Origin of the sequence: Luteimicrobium sp. NPDC057192, from assembly GCF_042670205.1 — a bacterium.
GTDB lineage: Bacteria > Actinomycetota > Actinomycetes > Actinomycetales > Cellulomonadaceae > Luteimicrobium.
This window is the reverse complement of sequence record NZ_JBHUWD010000043.1, coordinates 1-17,744: the sequence shown is the minus strand read 5'-3', so window position 1 is coordinate 17,744 and position 17,744 is coordinate 1. Positions and strand designations below refer to the sequence as shown.

15 protein-coding genes and 1 tRNA gene are annotated in these 17,744 nt (G+C 74.5%); 11 read left to right on the top strand and 5 right to left on the bottom strand.

Translation table 11 applies throughout. The features are described from left to right. The first annotated feature begins 144 nt into the window (after positions 1–144). The gene (locus tag ACFT5B_RS17240) at positions 145–1,536 is read left to right on the top strand and encodes a D-alanyl-D-alanine carboxypeptidase family protein (protein WP_386800404.1); all 1,392 of its coding nucleotides are present in this window, start codon (positions 145–147) and stop codon (positions 1,534–1,536) included. Positions 1,537–1,606: 70 nt separating this feature from the next. On the opposite strand, the gene ACFT5B_RS17235 is transcribed toward ACFT5B_RS17240, so the two are convergent. Further along, entirely contained in the window at positions 1,607–2,251 is a 645-nt protein-coding gene (locus tag ACFT5B_RS17235) for a CYTH domain-containing protein (protein ID WP_386800403.1), read from the bottom strand. A gap of 102 nt (positions 2,252–2,353) precedes the next feature. Between ACFT5B_RS17235 and ACFT5B_RS17230 the strand changes: the two genes are divergently transcribed. Then, positions 2,354–2,866 (top strand): DinB family protein, encoded by a 513-nt coding sequence (locus ACFT5B_RS17230; protein WP_386800402.1) that lies wholly within the window; start codon positions 2,354–2,356, stop codon positions 2,864–2,866. 128 nt (positions 2,867–2,994) lie between these two features. On the opposite strand, the gene ACFT5B_RS17225 is transcribed toward ACFT5B_RS17230, so the two are convergent. Beyond that, the gene (locus ACFT5B_RS17225; protein WP_386800401.1) at positions 2,995–4,536 is read right to left on the bottom strand and encodes an MFS transporter; all 1,542 of its coding nucleotides are present in this window, start codon (positions 4,534–4,536) and stop codon (positions 2,995–2,997) included. Between the two features lie 285 nt (positions 4,537–4,821). Between ACFT5B_RS17225 and ACFT5B_RS17220 the strand changes: the two genes are divergently transcribed. Together ACFT5B_RS17220 and ACFT5B_RS17215 are read left to right on the top strand one after the other, a co-directional pair. Next, a complete protein-coding gene (locus ACFT5B_RS17220; protein WP_386800400.1) occupies positions 4,822–5,610 on the top strand; it encodes a sensor histidine kinase in 789 nt (262 codons plus the stop codon). Continuing rightward, positions 5,607–6,308: a response regulator gene (locus ACFT5B_RS17215; protein ID WP_386800399.1), complete on the top strand. Its 702-nt coding sequence runs from the start codon at positions 5,607–5,609 to the stop codon at positions 6,306–6,308. Before ACFT5B_RS17220 ends, ACFT5B_RS17215 begins: the two co-directional genes overlap by 4 nt. 20 nt (positions 6,309–6,328) lie before the next feature. On the opposite strand, the gene ACFT5B_RS17210 is transcribed toward ACFT5B_RS17215, so the two are convergent. The 3 genes from ACFT5B_RS17210 to ACFT5B_RS17200 form a co-directional block, all read right to left on the bottom strand. Then, complete coding sequence (locus ACFT5B_RS17210; protein ID WP_386800398.1) at positions 6,329–7,072, bottom strand: DUF899 family protein; 744 nt, start codon at positions 7,070–7,072, stop codon at positions 6,329–6,331. Between the two features lie 101 nt (positions 7,073–7,173). After that, positions 7,174–7,566 (bottom strand): DUF1304 domain-containing protein, encoded by a 393-nt coding sequence (locus ACFT5B_RS17205; RefSeq protein ID WP_386800397.1) that lies wholly within the window; start codon positions 7,564–7,566, stop codon positions 7,174–7,176. A 102-nt stretch (positions 7,567–7,668) separates the two neighbouring features. Next, positions 7,669–7,741: transfer RNA gene (locus ACFT5B_RS17200), tRNA-Arg, on the bottom strand. Positions 7,742–7,868: 127 nt separating this feature from the next. On the opposite strand from ACFT5B_RS17200, the gene argS reads away from it, so the two are divergent. The 7 genes from argS to rho all read left to right on the top strand — a co-directional run bounded on the left by argS (position 7,869) and on the right by rho (position 17,706). Further along, a complete protein-coding gene (gene argS / locus ACFT5B_RS17195; protein WP_386800396.1) occupies positions 7,869–9,545 on the top strand; it encodes an arginine--tRNA ligase in 1,677 nt (558 codons plus the stop codon). Then, positions 9,542–10,921, top strand: a complete 1,380-nt coding sequence (gene lysA / locus ACFT5B_RS17190; RefSeq protein ID WP_386800395.1) for a diaminopimelate decarboxylase — start codon at positions 9,542–9,544, stop codon at positions 10,919–10,921. The genes argS and lysA overlap by 4 nt, the downstream gene beginning before the upstream one ends. Positions 10,922–11,012: 91 nt before the next feature. Next, positions 11,013–11,912 (top strand): alpha/beta hydrolase, encoded by a 900-nt coding sequence (locus ACFT5B_RS17185; protein WP_386800394.1) that lies wholly within the window; start codon positions 11,013–11,015, stop codon positions 11,910–11,912. Between the two features lie 67 nt (positions 11,913–11,979). Continuing rightward, positions 11,980–13,347: a homoserine dehydrogenase gene (locus tag ACFT5B_RS17180; protein WP_386800393.1), complete on the top strand. Its 1,368-nt coding sequence runs from the start codon at positions 11,980–11,982 to the stop codon at positions 13,345–13,347. Further along, the gene (thrC, locus tag ACFT5B_RS17175; RefSeq protein WP_386800392.1) at positions 13,347–14,447 is read left to right on the top strand and encodes a threonine synthase; all 1,101 of its coding nucleotides are present in this window, start codon (positions 13,347–13,349) and stop codon (positions 14,445–14,447) included. Before ACFT5B_RS17180 ends, thrC begins: the two co-directional genes overlap by 1 nt. 25 nt (positions 14,448–14,472) lie before the next feature. Then, positions 14,473–15,420, top strand: coding sequence for a homoserine kinase (thrB, locus tag ACFT5B_RS17170; RefSeq protein WP_386800391.1), 948 nt, complete (start codon positions 14,473–14,475; stop codon positions 15,418–15,420). 297 nt (positions 15,421–15,717) lie between these two features. Beyond that, complete coding sequence (gene rho / locus ACFT5B_RS17165) at positions 15,718–17,706, top strand: transcription termination factor Rho (protein ID WP_386800390.1); 1,989 nt, start codon at positions 15,718–15,720, stop codon at positions 17,704–17,706. The last annotated feature ends 38 nt before the right edge of the window (positions 17,707–17,744 follow it).

The following is a 17,744-nucleotide window of genomic DNA, read 5'->3' as shown; positions in this document are numbered from 1 at the left end:
GTCACGGGCGCTTCCGTTATCGTTCCGTGATCGCGTAGGCTGTCCGCGGCGCGGGGGCCGTCCGCCCCGGAGGGACTCCTCCAGGTGGGGCGAGCGCCACCGGAGTACCCGTCGTTCCGTCCGACCAAAGACCACGGAGGTGTCGTGGAAGCCGCGACGTCGTCGCCCCCGCTGCTGACCCGCCGCGAGCGCCGTGAGGCGGCTCTTCGCGCGCAGGCTGCGCCGGCGGTGCACGTTCCTCCGTCGCCGCCCGTCCACGACGCGGCGCCCGTCCTCTCCCGTCCGTCTCCGGCGGTCTCCCGGACGAGCGCGCTCGCTCCGCGCGCGACGGCCGCCGTCGCTCCCGAGCGCACCGCGGAGGACTCGGCTCCCTACCTGACCCGCCGCCAGCGCCGCGAGATGCTCGTCGCCACGGGCGACCCGGCGTCGCAGGCGGCCGACGCGGCGCCGCGCGGCGAGCTCGGCCCCAACCGCGGGCCCGCGCCCGTGGCGAACCCGTGGCCGGCCGCCGGCTTCGCGCACCACGGCCCGCAGGTCTCGCGCGTCACGTCCGTCGAGGTCACCGGCACCGGCCGGGCGGTCCCGGCGTCCGTGCCCGTGCCCGCGGTGGCGGCGCCGTCCGTCGTCGGCCCGACCTGCCCCGAGCACGCGGCCGACGTGGTGCACGAGCACCCGCTGCAGGGTGCACCCGCCCTCGAGCAGGACGACGCCCGGCCGCACGTGCTGACGGCCGAGCTCGAGGCCCTGTTCATGGAGCCCTCCGCGGAGCCCGACGGCCCCGCGGACGGCGGCCGCCCCGCCGGTCCTGCCGACGCCGCGGGCGAGCCGCGCACGGGCGGCGACCGTCCGCGCTGGGTGCCGCGCGTCGCGGTCCTCACCTCGCTCGCGGTCGCGACGATCGCGGTCCCCTTGACCGGCGCCGCCACGGGCGACAACGCGGTCGAGAACGGCGGTCGTCCCGAAGGGCCGAGCCTGCTCGACGCGGTGTCGGCGTCCGGCACGACGACGAAGCTCCCCGACAGCATCCGCTCGCTCGGCGACGGCGCCGAGCGCGCGCAGGCGGCGAGCCGCAGCGAGACCCGCGACAGCATCGCCGACTGCGACCCGTCGGTCGAGCCCACGGGGGTCAACGGGCAGCTCCCGTCCAGCCAGCTGTGCGAGCTGTGGCAGAAGGGCTTCTACCTCGCCAACCCCGCGGCGACGGCCATCACCGCCATGAACGACGCGTTCAAGGCCCGCTTCGGCCGGAACATGTGCCTCGTCGCGGCGTACCGGCCCATCGCCGAGCAGTACACGCTCGCGCGGACGCGTGCCGGGTACGCGGCCGAGCCCGGCACGTCGAACCACGGCCTGGGCCTCGCCGTCGACTTCTGCTCGAGCGAGACGGGCAACGCCGAGGTGTACCAGTGGCTCCGCGCGAACGGCCCGACGTACGGCTGGGACAACCCGACCTGGGCCCGCGCGGGCGGCGGCGGGTCGTACGAGCCGTGGCACTTCAACTACATGCCGCTGACCACCAAGATGGGCGTGCTCTGACCGCTCCCCGCGGCTGACCGGTTGCCCGCCCGAGCCCGGTCGGATCGTCCGGCGTCGCTCGACGGCGCCGTCAGTGCGGGTCGCCAGGGAGCGCCTGGTTGCGTCCGAACCCCTGGAGGAACCGGGGTCCCTCCGTCTCCAGCTCGCGCTCGAACTCGGGTGCCCAGCGCGAGAACGGCTCGTGCACGAGCGCGTCGTTGGCGAACCGGTGGTCGTCGGTGACCTCGGTGACGCAGAACGACGGGATCTGGAGGTCGACGACCGGCCCCGAGCGCTCGCACTCCGCGACGACGAGCGGGTGGTTCTCCCCGCCGAACACGTCGACGACCCAGCCGTCGGCGCCGAGCCAGACGGCGTGCCGGTTCTTGACGATGCGCCGGCCGCCGCGCCGGACCATCTCCACGCCGACGCTCACGTCGAGCTCGCGCTCCGCCTCGTAGCGGGTCCCTCCGACCGTCGGGCCCTTCGCGGTGAGCGCGCAGAAGTCGAACGCGTCGGCGTGCTCGTCGAGCACCGCGACGGCGTCCGACCGGCCGTCGAGCCGGGCCCGCGCCGTGGACGACTGCACACGCAGGCGCAGGGCGTAGCCGTCGTCGGCGAGGTAGTAGCTCTGGACGATGAGGGTGGGCGGGTTCTCGTCCAGGAGCTCGCGGGGCACGTCGCGCGCGACGAAGCGGCGCTCGAACTCGAAGTCGCCGTAGCCGGAGTCGCTCACGCCTCGACCCTAGCGCGCCCGTTCCCCGAGTCGTCGGACTCCCGTCCCCGAAGACGTGCTCCAGCGTCTGACAAGCCGGGGGTGACGTCGCAGACTGGCCGTATGCGATCGACGGACATCCTGACCGATGCGTTCTCCCGCGTCGGGGACGGCGTGGCGCGCCTCCTCGACGGCCTCGACGACGACGCCCTCGTGTGGCGCCCCGACCCGCGCGCCAACACCGTGGCCTGGCTGGTGTGGCACATCGGGCGCGGCGTCGACGCGCAGGTCGCCGACGTCGCCGGCGCCGACGAGGTGTGGACGTCGGGCGGCTGGGCCGCCCGGTTCGCGCTCCCGTTCGACGACGCCGCGACCGGGTACGGACAGTCCCCGGACGAGGTGGGCAGCGTCCGGGTGACGGGGGAGCTGCTGCGCGGGTACGTCGACGCGACGCAGGAGGCGGCGCTCGCGTACGTCGCCACGCTGGCCGACGGCGACCTGGACCGGGTCGTCGACGAGGGCTGGGACCCGCCGGTGACGCTGGGGGTGCGGCTCGTGAGCGTCGTCGGGGACGCGACCCAGCACCTCGGCCAGGCGTCGTACGTCAAGGGGCTGTGGCAGCGGTCGGCCCGCTGACCCCCTCCGCACTCGCACTCCCGGCCCACCCCCTCGAGTCCGGCCGAGATACCGGGATCCGGCCGAGGTACCGATCCATCCTCGGTATCTCGGCCGGATCCCGGTATCCCGCCGGGAGGAGGGGCGTGTCAGGCGACGGCGGCCGCGGCGGCCGGCTCGCCCGCCTCCTCGGCCTCCTCGGCCGGCATGCTCCTGCGGCTCGCGGTCATGACGACCAGCGAGACGAGCAGCGCGGCCGCGAAGAACGCTGCGCCCCACACGTACGCGACGTGGTACCCGTGCACCTGCGCCGTCGCCTGGACCGCGACGGACCGGGGGTCGGCGCCGGTCGCGACGAGGTCGGTGAGCTTCCCGGTGAACGCGCCGATCGCGATCGTGTTGAGCAGCGCGAGCCCGAGCGACCCGCCCACCTGCTGCGCGGTGTTGAGCACCGCCGACGCGACGCCCGCGTCGTGTTCCTTGACCCCGAGCAGCGCCGTCGACGACGCCGGGACGAACACCATCGCGAGACCCGCACCGATGATCAGCGCGGACGGCAGGATCGTGCCCGCGTAGGACGAGTCGGGCGTGGTCCGGACGAGCAGCAGCATCCCCGCGCTCGCCATCGCGAGCCCGGTGACGAGCAGCGGGCGCGGTCCGACGCGCGGCAGGAGGCGCGCGACGAGCCCCGCGGACGCGATGACCGCGAGCGCGAACGGCAGGAACCCGAAGCCGGCCTTGAGCGGCGTCCAGCCCAGGACGACCTGGAAGTAGAGGGTCATGAACAGGAACATCGCGAAGAGGCCCGCGCCCAGCAGCAGGAACACGAGGTAGGACCCGCCGCGGTTGCGGTCGAGGACGACGCGCATCGGCAGCAGCGGGTTCTTCGTCCGCGTCTCGAGGACGACGAACGCCACGAGCGCCGCGACGGCCACGGCGAGCAGCGTGACGACGGTCGGGTCGCCCCAGCCCACCGTGGACGGCAGGCCGTCGGCGCCGGTCGTCTGCTTCGCGGCGTGCGTGAACGCGTAGACGAGGGAGACGAGGCCGCCCGTGGCGAGCACGGCACCGGGGACGTCGAGGCGCCTCGCGCCCTGCGCCTTGGACTCGGGCACGAGCCGCAGGGCGAAGAACGCGGCGACGACGGCGATGGGCGCGTTGACGTACAGGCACCAGCGCCAGTCGAGGTACTCGGTGAGTGCGCCTCCGGCGAGCAGGCCGATCGCGCCGCCTGCACCGGAGACCGCCCCGAACACGCTGAACGCCCGCGCCCGCTCGCGCGTCGAGACGAACATGACGGTGATGAGCGACAGCGCGGCCGGGGCGAGGAGCGCGCCGAACGCGCCCTGCAGGGCACGGGCCGCGAAGAGCATGCTGCCGCTGGTCGCGGCGCCCCCGATCGCGGAGGCCCCGGCGAAGCCGATCAGCGCGATCACGAGCGCGCGCTTGCGACCCACGAAGTCGGCGACGCGCCCGCCGAGCAGCAGCAGGCCGCCGAACGCGAGCGTGTACGCGGTGATCGCCCACTGCCGGTCGGCGTCGCTGATCCCGAGGTCGCGGGCGGCGGACGGCAGGGCGATGTTCATGATCGAGCTGTCGAGCAGGATCATGAGCTGGGCCGTGGCGAGGACCGCGAGCGCGGCCCACCGCTGCGGGTGCGCCGCGAGCGAGGGGCCGGCGGCGGTCGCCACGGGGCTTGACGGTCTGGACGTGGGGGACGACGGCGCTGCGGTCGCCGTGCCGGGCTCGGACATGACTCCTCCATCGCGGTGCTGTTCCTGGGTGCTGACGTCTCGGTCGACGACCAACCCCGCCAGGGTGTGACGTACGGGGGTGCCGCGTCGTCGGGCGAGGGTGCCGACTTGTCGCTGCCGCGCGGGCACCACGGGACGGGACGGACTACCTCCCCGGGGGTACGCCGCACGTACTCCCGCCAGGGGACGCCGTCGTGCGGTGGCGGTGCCTACGATGCCCGGGTGCGTACCGATCGAGGCTGGAGGCGCTTCTACGCCGTCGGGTGGCTGGTGTCCGCGGCGGCGTTCGCGGCGGCGTTCCACCAGTGGAAGATGCACGTCCACGAGGTCGTGAAACGGGCCGAGCAGGCCGAGCGGACCCAGGAGGAGTTCGCACGGAGGCTCGCGGTCGAGGAGCGCCTGCGGATCGCCCGGGAGCTGCACGACTCGCTCACGCACTCGATCTCGGTCGTCTCGATCCAGGCGAACGTCGCGACCCACCTGGCCCGCAAGCGCGGCGAGGAGGTGCCCGAGTCGATCGTCGCGATCCAGGAGGCCGCGGGGGAGGCGATGCGCGAGCTGCGGGACACGCTCGCGACCCTGCGCAGCCCCGACCAGGCGGCAGGGCACGGGCTCGCCGACCTGCCGGGCCTCGTGAGCCGGACCAACGCCGCGGGGCTCCCGACGCGCGTGTCGGTGACCGGCCGGGAACGGCCCGTGCCCCCGCACGTCGACGCCGCGGCCTTCCGGATCGTGCAGGAGGCGCTGACCAACGCCGCCCGTCACGCCGGTCCTGCGACCGTGACCGTCCTGCTCGACTACCGCGGCGACGCGCTCACGGTCCAGGTCGACGACGACGGAGCGGGCACGCCCGGCCCCGTCCGGCCCGGCCGGGGGCTCGTGGGGATGCGCGAGCGGACGACGGCGCTCGGGGGCCGCCTGGACGCCGCACCAGGGCCGGCCGGCGGGTTCCGCGTCCGCGCCGAGCTGCCGACCGTCGCGCTCGTCGCCGACGGAGGCGCGGGGGCGTGACCGGCCTCGACGTGCCCGTCGCCCCGCCGGTCCGCGTGCTCCTGTGCGACGACCAGCCCCTCATCCGCAGCGGCATCCGCGCGCTCCTCGACGCCGAGGACGACGTCACGGTCGTCGGGGAGGCGGGCGACGGCGAGCAGGCGGCCTCCCTCGCGCGGGAGCTGCGGCCCGACGTCGTCCTCATGGACGTCCAGATGCCGGTGCTCGACGGCATCGAGGCCACCCGCCGGATCGCGGGCGACCCGGCGCTCGCGGACGTGCGGATCGTCGTGCTCACGAACTACGGCCTCGACGAGTACGTGTTCGCGGCGCTCCGGGCGGGCGCGAGCGGGTTCCTCGTCAAGGACACCGAGCCCGAGGCCGTCCTGCAGGCGCTGCGGGTGGTCACGGCGGGCGACGCGCTGCTGTCACCCGCGGTGACCCGCACGCTCATCGCCGAGTACGTGGCACGGCCGGCCGTGGTGCCGATCGGGCGGGACCTCGGCCGGCTCACCGACCGGGAGCAGGAGGTCGTGGCGCTCGTCGGGCAGGGGCTGAGCAACGACGAGATCGCCGCCCACATGGTCATCAGCCCGGCGACCGCCAAGACCCACGTCTCGCGGGCGATGGCGAAGGTCGGGGCGCGCGACCGGGCGCAGCTGGTCGTGTTCGCGTACGAGTCGAGGCTGGTCGCGCCCCGGGACGAGCCGGCGACCTAGGGCGGGCTCGCGCTCCCCTCTCAGCCGTGGTGGTGGTGCGCGTGGGGGTCGACCGGCGTCGCCCCGGGCCGCGTCCACTGCGCGGCGGGTCGTCCGTCCCGGCGCCACCACCAGCAGACGCCGTGGTCCTGGGGCCAGCCGGCGGGCGAGTCCTCCCAGCTCTCGCCGCGCCCGTGCACCGTGCGGTCGATCAGCTGCATCGACGACATCATCGCCTCGGTGCCCCGGCCGGTGACCGCGTAGGTGAGGTACGCGCGGCCGTCGCGGCGCAGGAGGAACAGGAACTCTCCGAACCCGGTTCCGAGCAGGGGGTCGTCGACGCCCCGCACCGAGTAGCACGGCACCGTGTAGCCCATGAAGTCGCGCAGCTCGCGCGCCTCGGCCCACGCACCCTCGAACAGCACCGCGAACGCGATGCCGCGCGACTCGAGGTACGGGGTGTCGTGCGTCGCGTCCCACACGGTCAGCGTGCACCCCTCGCACTGCGCCTCGATCGGCTGGCCGTCGTGCCACATGTGCTTGTAGAGGACGAGCTGGTCGTGGTCACCGAACAGGTCGAGCAGGGGCGTGGGGCCGTCGTCGCCCTCGACGGCGACGTCCGGGAGCTCGGTCATGGGCATCCGTCGGCGTGCGGCAGCCAGGGCGTCGCCCGCGTGGGTGTGCGCCTTCTCCTGGACGAGCAGCTCGGCGTACGCGTCACGCCAGGCGGCGCGGTCGACGACCGGGGGGCCCGGGACGTCGGTGGTCGTGGGGGTGTCGGTCATCGTGCGCTCCTCGCAGGGTCGGACGCCGTGGTCACCTGGTCCGACCCGGCCGGCGCCCCGTACTCATCGGGGGTCCCGGTCGCTGCCCGGGCGTGGTGCGCTCAACCGAGCGGGAGGGACAGCAGGAAGAACAGCGCCCCGAGCAGCGGGAGCGTGCCCTGCGTCGCGGCGGCCCGCAGGCGCTCGCGCCCTGTCGAGAGCAGCACGCCCGCGGCCGCGACCATGCTGCCCGCGCAGAACAGAGCGAGCGCGAAGCCCGCGGCCTGCGACGCCGACCAGTACAGGACCACGCCGAGCGCCGCCCCCAACGCGAGGAACAGGTTGTAGAAGCCCTGGTTGTACGCGAGCGGCGCGGTCGTGTCGGCGTCGGCCTGGGACGCGAGCCCGAACCGGCGCCAGAACACGGGCCGCCGCCACGCGACCGACTCCATCCACCAGATGTACAGGTGCAGCAGCGCGGCGAGCGCGACGAAGACCGTGCCGAGGACGTCCATGACCCGAGGGTAGGGGCGCGGCCCCGAGCCCGCAGCGCACGAGGGGGAGAGACGACGAAGGCCCCCGACCGACATCGCTGCTGGTCAGGGGCCTTGCAGGGGTGCGCCCGATAGGATTCGAACCTACGACCTTCTGCTCCGGAGGCAGACGCTCTATCCACTGAGCTACGGGCGCATCATGCGCACCACGACGCCCGCAGGGGCACCGGGAACGGCACGGCCACGAGACTACCAGCCCGGCCGTGCGTCGTCGGACAGGAAACCCTGCGGGGCGGCAGGACGCCCGCCGATAGTATGACCCCGTGACCCCCACCGAGCTCTCCGAAGCGCTGCGCGCTGCCCTGGCCGCCGCGGTGGCCGACGGCACGCTGGCCCTGCCTGCCGACGCCCTGCCCGACACCGTCCACGTCGAGCGACCCCGTCAGCGCGAGCACGGTGACTGGGCCACGAACGTCGCGCTGCAGCTCGCGAAGAAGGCCGGCACCACCCCGCGTGCGCTCGCCGAGGATCTCGCCGGGCGCCTCACGGCCACGGAGGGCATCGCGAAGGTCGACGTCGCGGGCCCCGGGTTCCTCAACATCACGCTCGACGCCGCCGCCGCGGGCGAGCTGGCGCGCGCCGTCGTCGAGGCCGGTCCCCTCTACGGCCGCGGCGACGCCGAGGCGGGCACCCGGATCAACCTGGAGTTCGTGTCCGCGAACCCGACGGGCCCGATCCACATCGGCGGCGTGCGGTGGGCCGCCGTCGGCGACTCGCTCGCCCGGATCCTCCAGGCCTCGGGCGCGGACGTGACCCGCGAGTACTACTTCAACGACCACGGGGTGCAGATCGACCGGTTCGCGCGCTCGCTGCTCGCCAACGCGAAGGGCGAGCCCGCGCCCGAGGACGGCTACGGCGGCCAGTACATCGAGGACATCGCGAACGCGGTCATCGCCGACGCCGTCGCGGCGGGCGACCCGGACCCGCGCGCGCTGCCCGACGCCGAGGCCCAGGAGGTCTTCCGGTCGCGCGGCGTCGAGCGCATGTTCGGCGAGATCAAGCAGTCGCTGCACGAGTTCGGCGTCGACTTCGACGTGTACTTCCACGAGGACTCGCTGCACGAGTCCGGCGCGGTCGACAAGGCGATCGCGCGTCTGCGCGACGCCGGGCACATGTTCGAGCAGGACGGCGCGACCTGGCTGCGCACGACGGACTTCGGCGACGACAAGGACCGCGTCGTCATCAAGTCCGACGGCGACGCCGCCTACATCGCGGGCGACATCGCGTACTACCTCGACAAGCGTGAGCGCGGCTTCGACGACGTCATCATCATGCTCGGCGCCGACCACCACGGGTACGTCGGCCGCATGATGGCCGTCTGCGCGGCCTTCGGGGACACCCCGGGCAAGAACCTCCAGCTCCTCATCGGCCAGATGGTCAACCTCGTCAAGGACGGCCAGCCGGTCCGCATGTCGAAGCGCGCGGGCACGGTCATCACGCTCGAGGACCTCGTGGACGCGGTCGGCGTCGACGCGGCGCGCTACGCGCTCGTCCGCTCGTCCACGGACACCAACATCGACCTCGACCTCGACCTGCTGGCCCGCGCGACCAACGAGAACCCGGTCTTCTACGTGCAGTACGCGCACGCCCGCACCGCGGCCGTGGACCGGAACGCCGCCGAGCACGGCGTGACGCGCGACGCGTTCGACCCGTCGCTGCTCACCCACGAGACCGAGTCGGCGCTCCTGGGCGTCCTGACGGAGTTCCCGCGCGTCGTCGCGCAGGCAGCCGAGCTGCGCGAGCCGCACCGCGTCGCGCGCTACCTCGAGCAGCTCGCCGGTGCCTACCACTCCTGGTACGCCGCGACCCGCGTCACGCCGCTCGGTGACGAGGAGGTCTCGGACCTGCACCGCACGCGGCTGTGGCTCAACGACGCGACCCGCCAGGTCCTCGTCAACGGGCTGGGCCTGCTCGGCGTCAGCGCGCCGGAGCGGATGTGACCGCGGGCGCGCTGCCCGAGCCCTGGTCGCGCGGCGCCGCGCGCGGTGCCGACGGCGCCGTCAGTGTCGGCGGCGTCGACCTGCGGGACCTCGCGGCCGAGCAGGGGACGCCGTCGTACGTGCTCGACGAGGCGGACTTCCGCGCCCGCGCCCGGGCGTACCGGACGGCGTTCGAGCAGGCGTTCGCCGCGGTCGGCAGCGGGGTCGACGTCTACTACGCGGGCAAGGCGCTGCTCACTGTCGCGGTCGCCCGGTGGGCGCGCGAGGAGGGGCTGCGCGTCGACACGGCGAGCGGCGGCGAGCTCGCGGTCGCGCTGCGCGCGGGCGTGCCCGGAGCGGAGCTCGGGCTGCACGGCAACAACAAGTCCGACGCCGAGCTCGAGCAGGCGCTCGACGCGGGCGTGGGGCGGATCATCGTCGACTCGCTCGTCGAGATCGAGCGGCTCGCCGACCTCGTCGCGGCGCGGGGTGGCGACCCCGCCCCCGTCATGGTGCGGGTGACCACGGGCGTGCACGCGGGCGGCCACGAGTACATCTCGACGGCGCACGAGGACCAGAAGTTCGGGCTGTCGGTCGCGCCGGGTGCGGACGGGTCCGAGAGCCTGGCGTTCGTGGCGCTGCGAGCCGTGCTCGCGCGTCCGGAGCTGCACCTGCTCGGCATCCACTCGCACATCGGCTCCCAGATCCTCGACCCGGACGGGTTCGAGGTCGCCGCGCGCGTCGTCCTGCAGCTGCGGGCCGACCTCGCGCAGGCCACGGGCGTGCTCGTGGACGAGGTCGACCTGGGCGGGGGCTACGGCATCGCCTACCTGCCCGGCGAGGTCGCGCTCGACCCCGAGCGCGTCGCCAAGGACGTCGCGGGCGCCGTCGACGGGATCGCCGCGCGCCTCGGCACGCCGCTCCCGCGGTTCTCGATCGAGCCGGGCCGGGCGATCGTCGGACCGGCCGGGCTCACGCTCTACACGGTGGGGACGGTCAAGCCCGTCACGGTCACCGGCGCCGACGGCGCGACGTTCGTCCGGACGTACGTGTCCGTCGACGGCGGCATGAGCGACAACATCCGCCCCGCGCTCTACGGCGCGCGCTACCACGCCGAGCTCGCCAACCGCGTGTCGGACGCGGCGCCGGTGCTGGCGCGCGTCGTCGGGAAGCACTGCGAGAGCGGCGACATCGTGGTGCACGAGGTCGAGCTCCCGGGCGACGTCCGCGCGGGCGACCTGCTCGCGGTCGCGGCGACCGGCGCGTACGGGCGGTCCATGGCTTCCAACTACAACCTGCTGCCGCGGCCCCCCGTGGTCGCGGTGCTGGACGGCGGGACCCGCGTGCTGGTCCGGCGCGAGACCGTCGACGACCTCCTCGCGCTCGACCTCGGCTGAGCTGCGGCGTCGTTCCTCGGCTCTGTCGGTGGCCCGCCGTAGCGTCGGCGCCGCCGCAGCGGCACGAGGACGACGGAGAGGCGGGACGAGGATGCCGAGCGAGGTCATCGAGCGGACGATCGCGGAGGCGCGCGAGAACAAGCGCCGTCCCGGGCCGAGCACCGCGACGCTCGAGGAGCGACGTGCGAGCTACGCGCCGGGCCCGCGGCCGTTCGCCCCGCCGGCGGACGTGCGCGTCGAGCCGACCGAGCTCGGCGGCGTCCCGGCGTCGTGGGTGGACGCGCCCGGGGCGAGCGACGAGCACGTGCTGTTCTACGTCCACGGCGGCGGGTTCATGCTCGGCTCGGTCGACAGCTACGCCGAGCTCGTCGCTCGCCTCGGCCGCGCGGCCGGCGCGCGCGCCGTCTTCCCCGAGTACCGCCTGGTTCCGGAGCACCCGTTCCCTGCCGGGCTCGACGACGTCCGTGCGGCGTGGGACGCGCTGCGCGCCTCGGGGGTGCCCGCGTCGTCGGTCGTGGTGGCCGGCGACTCGGCCGGGGCCAACCTGGTGCCCGCCCTCCTCGTCGCGCTGCGTGACGACGGCGAGGACCTGCCGGCGGCGGCGCTCCTGATGTCGCCCTTCGTCGACCTCACGTGCGCGGGTGCGTCGATGACGGAGCGCGAGGACCGCGACCCGCTGTTCACGCTCGCGTTCCAGCAGCGGATCGCGGCCGGGTACGCGGGCGACGCCGACCTCACGGACCCGCGCGTCTCGCCGCTGTTCGCACGGCTCGACGGGCTGCCGCCGTTGCTCGTGCAGGTCGGGTCCGAGGAGGTCCTGTACTCCGACGCCGAGCGGCTCGTCGACGCCGCGCGCGCCGCAGGCGTGAAGGCGACGCTCGACGTCGGCGAGGGGATGCTCCACGACTACCAGGCGATCGCCGACGCCCCCGAGGCCGTCGCCGCGACGGACCGGGGCGGCGCCTTCCTCCGCGCGGCCCTCGCCGGCTGAGACCGCGGCGGGTCCGGTCGGTGGACGCCGGGCGTCCGGGGGCTGGTCGCGCACGTATCCTGTGCGCGTGGCCCCGCCGGACTCTCACCCCCCTCGCCCCGCCCCTTCGCCGCTCCGCGTCGCCGTGCTGGGGTGCGGCGTCGTCGGCACGCAGGTCGTGCGGCTCCTGGCGGAGCAGGCGGACGATCTCGCAGCTCGGGTCGGCGCGCCCCTCGAGCTCGTCGGGGTGGCGGTCCGGAACGTCCACGCGCCGCGCGACTCGATCGTGGACCGTGGGCTCCTGACCGACGACGCGGAGGACCTGGTCACCCGCGCGGACATCGTGGTCGAGCTCATGGGCGGCGTCGAGCCGGCGCGCGGCCTGCTGCTGCGGGCGATCGAGCACGGCGCGTCCGTGGTCACCGCGAACAAGGCGCTCCTGGCACAGGACGGTCCCACGCTCTACCGCGCTGCGGACGCGGCCGGCGTCGACGTCTACTACGAGGCGGCCGTCGCGGGCGCGATCCCGATCGTCCGGCCCATGCGGGAGTCGCTCACGGGCGACAAGGTGCGCCGGGTCCTCGGCATCGTGAACGGCACCACCAACTACGTGCTCGACCGGATGGCCGCGGACGGCCTCGACCTCGAGGACGCCGTCAAGGAGGCTCAGGGACTCGGCTACGCGGAGGCCGACCCGACGGCGGACGTCGAAGGCTACGACGCCGCCGCCAAGGCCGCGATCCTCGCGAGCCTCGCGTTCCACACCCGCGTCCACCTCGACGACGTCTACCGCGAGGGCATCACGTCGGTGACGGCGGCCGACGTCGCATGGGCCGAGCGCACGGGGCACGCGGTCAAGCTCCTCGCGATCGCCGAGGCCACCGACGACGGCGTCTCCGTGCGCGTGCACCCCGCGCTGGTCCCGCTCGGGCACCCGCTCGCGGGGGTCCGCGGCGCCTACAACGCGGTCTTCGTCGAGGCGGAGGCCGCGGGCGAGCTCATGTTCTACGGTCGCGGCGCCGGGGGCGCCCCCACAGCGTCGGCCGTGCTGGGCGACGTCGTGTCGGCCGCGCGGCACCGCGTGCTGGGCGGCAAGAGCCCCGAGGAGTCGACCTACGCCGACCTGCCGGTGCTGCCGCACGCGTCCGCGCTCACGCGCTACCAGGTGCGGCTCGTCGTGGACGACCGCCCGGGCGTGCTCGCGCAGGTGGCCAGCACGTTCGCGGGCCAGGGCGTGTCGATCGAGTCGGTGCGCCAGGTGCCCGAAGGCGACCGTAGCGACGTCGACACCGAGAGCGAGACCCTGCCCGGGCGCACGGCTCCCGGCGGCTCGGCGGAGCTCCTCATCACCACGCACGTCGCGCCCGAGGCGGCGCTCGCCTCGACGACGCGCGCCGCCCGTGATCTCGCGCCCGTCCGCGAGGTCACGTCCGTCCTGAGAGTCGAGGGAGTCTGATGGCCCAGCAGTGGAGGGGCGTCGTCACCGAGTACGCCGACCGCCTGCCCGAGCACGTGCGCGAGCGCGTGGTCACGCTCGGTGAGGGCGGCACGCCGCTCGTCGCCGCACCCGCGCTGTCGCAGCGCACGGGCGCCGACGTCTACGTCAAGGTCGAGGGCATGAACCCGACCGGGTCGTTCAAGGACCGCGGCATGACGGCGGCGATCTCCGCGGCCGCGGGCCGGGGCGCGAAGGCCGTCGTCTGCGCGTCCACCGGCAACACGTCCGCGTCGGCCGCCGCGTACGCGACGCGCGCCGGCATGACCTGCGCGGTCCTCGTGCCGGACGGCAAGATCGCGATGGGCAAGCTCAGCCAGGCGATCGCGCACGGCGCGCGCCTGCTGCAGGTCGACGGCAACTTCGACGACTGCCTCGTCGCGGCCCGCAAGCTCGCCGAGGTGTACCCGGTCGAGCTCGTGAACTCCGTGAACCCGGACCGCATCGAGGGCCAGAAGACCGCAGCGTTCGAGGTCGTCGACGCGCTCGGCGACGCCCCCGACATCCACGCGCTGCCCGTCGGCAACGCCGGCAACATCACCGCGTACTGGAAGGGCTACCGCGAGTACGCGGGGCAGCTCCTCGAGGCCGCGGGCGGCGACCTCCCGGCCGTCGCCACGCACACACCCGCCATGTGGGGCTTCCAGGCGGCGGGCGCCGCGCCGATCGTGCTCGGCCATCCCGTCGACCAGCCCGAGACCATCGCGACCGCGATCCGCATCGGTAACCCGGCGTCGTGGGCGCAGGCCGAGGCCGCGCGCGACGACTCGGGCGGCGTCATCGAGGCCGTGTCCGACGACGAGATCCTCGCGGCCCACCGGATCCTGTCCGCGGAGGTCGGGGTGTTCGTCGAGCCGGCGTCTGCCGCAGGCGTCGCGGGGCTGCTGCGCCGCGCCGAGCAGGGTCACGTCCCCGCGGGGGCGCGCGTCGTCGTGACCGTCACGGGCCACGGGCTCAAGGACCCGCAGTGGGCGCTGCGCACCCCGGACGGCTCCGAGGTCGCGCCGGTGCGCGTGGGTGCGGACGTCATGTCCATCGCGGCCGCGCTCGGCCTCGAGTAACGGCCCGGACGCGGGGGAGACGGCGATGCGGCTGGGAGCCGACCACGTCCGGGTCCGGGTGCCGGCGACGAGCGCCAACCTCGGCCCCGGCTTCGACGCGCTCGGGCTCGCGCTCGCGATCCACGACGAGGTCGAGGTGCGCCTGCTGGCGTCCGCGGACGTCGTCGTCGAGGTCGAGGGCGAGGGAGCCGGCGAGGTCCCGGGCGACGCCAGCCACCTGGTGGCGCGCGCGGTGCGGGTCGGGCTCGACGCCGTCGGCGCGCCCGTGCCGGGGCTGCACCTCGTGTGCCGCAACGTCATCCCGCACGGGCGCGGACTGGGCTCGTCGGCAGCGGCGGCGGTCGCCGGCCTCGTCGCGGCACGGGGGCTGATCGCTGACCCGTCGGCGCTCGACGACGCGACGGTCCTCGCCCTCGCGACCGAGCTCGAGGGGCACCCGGACAACGCCGCGCCCGCGATCCTCGGCGGCGCGACCGTCGCGTGGACGCCCGACCCCACGGGCGCGTCGCCCGACGCCGGACCGGCGCCGGCCCGCGCCGTCCGGCTGGCCGTGCACCCCGACGTGGTGGCGACCGTCGTGATCCCGACGACGCGGCTCGCCACGAGCCACGCGCGCGGCGTCCTGCCCACCCACGTCCCGCACGCCGACGCCGCCGCGAACTCGGGCCGGGCCGCCCTCCTGGTCGAGGCGCTCACCCGCAGGCCCGACGTCCTGTTCGACGCGACGCACGACCTGCTGCACCAGCGGTACCGGGCCGACGTCATGCCGGGAACATGGCGGCTCGTCGACGCGTTACGTCGGCAGGGTCTCGCGGCGGTCGTGTCCGGCGCCGGCCCCACGGCGCTCGTCCTCACGACGCCGTCCGCGGTGTCCGACCTGGACGCCGCCCTCGAGTCCGAGATCGACCTGCGCCGCTGGCGCGTCGAGCGTCCGGCGATCGCCCCGCAGGGCGCGACCGTCGAGCGGATCTGACGGCGGGACCACCGCCATGTCGCACGGCGTGTCGTCCCCGGTGGAATGGCCGGAGCGGCATCGCGCCGGTGCTAGACTGACGCCGATCCCTCGCACACGACGCGATCGCCAGATGCGTGCAGAGATGTGGCCGTTCACGGTCGCCGTGCCTTCGGATTCACCTCACCCAGCACCAGCACACGTCGCCGTACGCCTGGTACATGGATTCACCCGTGCAGCCCGCACCGCGGCTCGCACACCGACCACCCGGTGCCCGCCCTCTGAGCGGTGGGCACGACTCAAGGGGAAGGGTCCTCAGTGACTGACACCAACGCCCGATCCGGTTCGCTGTCCGCGCTCCGCCTGCCCGAGCTGCAGGCGCTCGCGACCGAGCTCGGCGTCAAGGGCACCTCCAAGATGCGCAAGAGCGACCTCGTCGACGCCATCTCGTCGGCGCGCTCAGGCGCTCCCGCGCGGACCGAGGACGCGCCCGCGCGTCGCGCCGGCCGCGCCGCGGAGAAGACCACCACCACCGACCAGGCGCCCGAGGCCGCCGAGCGTGCTCCGCGCGAGCGTCGTAGCGCGCCGGCCTCCGGCGCCGACAAGGCGCGCGTCGCCGTCGCGGCCGCGCTGACCGAGACCGCGAGCCGTCCGCTCGAGGTCCGCCTCGGCGAGGGCGAGAGCACCGACGACCGTGCGGCCCGCGCCGCGTCCGCCGCCGCGGGCGTGAACGGCGAGCGTCGTTCGCGCCGCTCCGGCCGCGACGCCGGCGCACCGCGCAACGTCGACACCAGCGACCTGCTCGACACGCTGCCCGTCAAGCGGGACGGCTCCGAGCGCCGCGAGGACGCGGGCTCCGGCCAGTCCGAGCGCCGCGACCAGGGCGACGGCTCGCAGCGCCAGCGCGACCGCCAGGGCTCCGGCCAGGGCGGCGAGAAGCGCCAGCAGGGCGGCGGCAACAGCGGCTCCAACGCAGGCCAGGGCGGCGGCTCGCAGGACGACGAGCGGCCCGGCCGCCGTCGTCGGGCGCGCGAGCGCAACCGCGACCGCAACAAGCGCGGCCGCACGGGCCGCGGCGGCGCGCCGGCGGACCTCGCGAGCCTCGACGACGTCGAGCTCGCCGAGGACGACGTCCTGCTGCCCGTCGCGGGTGTGCTCGACATCCTCGACAACTACGCGTTCGTCCGGACGAGCGGCTACCTGCCCGGCCCGAACGACGTCTACGTCTCGCTCGGCCAGGTCAAGAAGTCGGGGCTCCGCCGCGGTGACGCGGTCACCGGCGCGGTGCGCCAGGCACGGGACGGCGAGCAGCAGGGCGGCGCCAGCAACCGCCAGAAGTTCAACGCCCTGGTCCGCCTCGACACGGTCAACGGCCAGACCCCGGAGGAGGCGCGCCAGCGCGCCGAGTTCTCCAAGCTGACGCCGCTGTACCCGCAGGAGCGACTGCGCCTCGAGAACCCGGAGAACACGCGCCTCACGCCCCGCGTCATCGACATCGTCGCCCCCATCGGCAAGGGCCAGCGCGGCCTCATCGTCGCGCCGCCCAAGGCCGGCAAGACGATCATCATGCAGCAGATCGCGAACGCGATCACGACCAACAACCCTGAGGTCCACCTCATGGTCGTGCTGGTCGACGAGCGGCCTGAAGAGGTCACGGACATGGAGCGGACGGTCAAGGGCGAGGTCATCGCCTCGACGTTCGACCGCCCCGCGTCCGACCACACGATCGTCGCCGAGCTCGCCATCGAGCGTGCCAAGCGCCTCGTGGAGCTCGGCCAGGACGTCGTCGTGCTGCTCGACTCGATCACCCGCCTGTCGCGCGCCTACAACCTGGCCGCGCCGGCGTCGGGCCGCATCCTGTCCGGTGGTGTGGACGCCGCGGCGCTCTACCCGCCCAAGAAGTTCTTCGGCGCGGCGCGCAACATCGAGAACGGCGGCTCGCTGACGATCCTCGGCTCCGCGCTCGTGGAGACCGGCTCGAAGATGGACGAGATCATCTTCGAGGAGTTCAAGGGCACCGGGAACATGGAGCTCCGGCTCTCCCGCTCGCTCGCGGACAAGCGCATCTTCCCGGCCGTCGACGTCAACGGCTCGGGCACGCGGCGCGAGGAGATCCTCATGCCGCGCGACGAGCTGCAGATCGTCTACAAGCTGCGCCGCGTGCTCGGTGCGCTCGACCAGCAGCAGGCCATCGAGCTCCTCCTCGGCAAGCTCAAGGACACCAAGTCCAACGTGGAGTTCCTGCTCCAGGTGCAGAAGACGACGCCGGGCGCGCTCGGCGACGAGAACGCCGGACGCACCATCTGACGTCCCCGCGCACGACGACGGCCGCCCCGGTTCCGACC